General features: G+C 72.3%; 1 protein-coding gene. It reads right to left on the bottom strand.

Annotation, left to right across the window (positions count from 1 at the left end; genetic code table 11):
• Window positions 1–2,693 (bottom strand): condensation domain-containing protein (locus ACWDAG_RS47670; RefSeq protein ID WP_450701855.1); only part of this gene is annotated, 2,693 nt, incomplete at both ends.

The following is a 2,693-nucleotide window of genomic DNA, read 5'->3' as shown; positions in this document are numbered from 1 at the left end:
CACATACCCCCGAGCCAACCCCACACCCGACACATACAACTCACCCACCACACCCACCGGCACCGGACGCAAACCCGCATCCAGCACATACACACACGTGTTGGCGAGCGCGCGGCCGATCGGCACCACGTCGGGCACCTCCGCGACCGACCTCATGACGTGGTGGGTGGCGAAGACCGTGGTCTCGGTGGGCCCGTACCCGTCCGCGAGGACGATGCCCGGGTGAGCCTCCATCACGCGCCGGACCGAGGCCGCGGACACCACGTCGCCGCCGGTCCAGATCTCGCGGACCCCGGCGAAGACCTCGGTGGACTCGTCCGCGAGGGTGCGGAACAGTCCGGCCGTGAGCCACAGGGCGGTGACGCCGTGCCGGGACACGACGGACCTGAAGGCGCGGGTGTCGAGGTCACCGGGGGGTGCCACGACGACGCGTCCGCCGGACAGCAGCGGCACCCACACCTCGTACGTGGCCGCGTCGAAGGCGTGCGGCGAGTGGAAGAGGACGCGGCTGTGCCGCTCCCGGTCCCAGCAGTCGTCCGCGGCGAGGGCGACGACCGCGCGATGGCTGACGGCCACGCCCTTGGGCCGCCCGGTGGAGCCGGAGGTGTACATGACGTAGGCAAGCTGGTCGGGGTGACCGGCCGGCAGCACGGCGGCCTCGGGGCCCGGTGCGACGGTGCCGTCCGGGTGGACCTCCACCACCTGGGCGCCGTGCGCAAAGGGCAGGCCGGTGGTCCGCGGGTCGGCCAGCAGGACGCGCGGGGACACCTCGCGCAGCAGTTCCTCCAGCCTTTCCGTCGGCGCGGACCTGTCCAGGGGCACGTAGGCACAGCCGGCCTTGAGCACCGCCAGCATCGACACGACGAGACCGGCGGACCGCTCCTGGAACAGGGCGACCGTGTCCTCGGGCCGGGTACCGCAGGCGGCCAGACGCCGTGCGAGTGCGGTGGCGCGCTCGTCGAGTTCGCGGTAGCCGAGGGTCTCGTCGCCGCAGACCACGGCCGGCGCGTCGGGTGTCAACCGGGCCTGGGCGGTGACCAGTTCGGGCAGGGTGCGCTCGGGAACGGGGTGGACGGAGCTGTTCCACTCCCACATCATCTGGGCCAGTTCGGGCGCGGTCAGCAGGCCGATCCGACCGGCGGGCCTGCCGGCGTCGGCGACGAACGCCTCCAGCAGCGTCACCAGCCGGGCGATGATCCGTTCGGCCGTCTCGCGCGTGAACACGCCCTCGCGGTAGTCGAGTTCGAGTCGCAGTCGCTCGCCCGGCACGGCGACGAGGCTCAGCGGGTAGTGGGTGGCGCCGGGAGCCTGGGTCGCCAGCAGGTCGATGCGCAGCCCGGGGACCGGCCGCTGGACGGACTCCTCGTCGAGGGGGGCGTTCTCGAACGCCACCGAGGTGTCGAAGAGTTCGCCCAGGCCGGCCAGCCGCTGGATGTCCGGCAGCCCCAGGTACTGGTGGTCAGCGAGGGCGGACTGCTCCTCCTGGACACGGCTGAGCAGGTCGCGCAGCGGCTCGGCGGGGTCGATGCGCACCCGCACCGGCACGGTGTTGATCAGCAGCCCGACGATCTCCTCGACGCCCGGCAGCTGGGGCGGGCGCCCCGAGACCGTCGCGCCGAAGACCACGTCCTGTCGGCCCGTCAGTACGCCGACGAGCAGCGCCCAGGCGCCCTGGACGACCGTGTTGACGGTGAGGCCTTCGCGCCGGGCGGCGGCGTCCAGAGCGGAGGTGAAGGCCTGCGGGCAGTACCGGGTGATCCGCTCGGCGGGCTTGTCGGTGGCAGCGCTGTCGAGCTGCGACGCGATGAGGGTGGGCTCCTCCAGTCCCGCCAGCGCCGAGCGCCAGGCGTCCTCGGCGGCCTGCCGGTCCTGTGTCGCGGCCCAGCCCAGGTAGTTCCGCACCGGCACGGCGGCGGGCAGTGCGGAGCCGTCGCCGGCCCAGGCGTACAGCTGGAACAGGTCGCGCACCAGCAGGGGAAGCGACCATCCGTCCAGGACGATGTGGTGGCTGGTGACCACCAGCACATGCCGGTCCTCGGCCAGCCGCACGAGTGCGAAACGCAGCAGAGGCGGCTGGGTCATGTCGAACCGTCGCATGCGCTCGTCGGCGAGCAGCGCGTCGAGCCGGTCACGCCGGTCGTCGGGCTCCAGTCCGCTGAGGTCCACCTCGGTCCAGGGCACCTGGACATCGGTGTGGACCAGTTGGAGCGGTCGGCCGGACGCGTCCCGGACGAAGGCGGCCCGCAGACTCTCGTGGCGCTCGACCAGGACCTGGCACGCCTTGCGCATCACTGGGGCGGACAACGCGCCCGTGATGTCCAGCGGGGTCTGCACGTGGTAGACGTCGACGGTGTCGTGGGCGTAACCGCTGTGGAAGAGCATGCCCTCCTGCAGCGGCGTGAGGGTCAGTACGTCGGTCAGTGACGGGAAGCGTGCGTGCAGCCGTTCGCGTTCGGCCGGGTCGAGGGGCAGCACACCGGCGGCCGGTGCGGGCTGAGGACCGGCCGCGTGCCCGGCGTCCTTGGCGCTGGGGGCGAGTGCGGCGACGGTCTTGTGGCGGAAGACATCGCGGGTGGTCAGCAGCAGGCCTGCGGCGCGGGCGCGGGAGACGAGCTGGATGGAGACGATCGAGTCACCACCCAGGTCGAAGAAGCTGTCGTCGACACCGACCCGCTCCACACCCAGCACCTCAG

This window comes from Streptomyces sp. NPDC001157 (assembly GCF_053598255.1).
The sequence above is the reverse complement of the archived record's forward strand: the minus strand, read 5'-3'. Positions and strand labels throughout refer to the sequence as shown.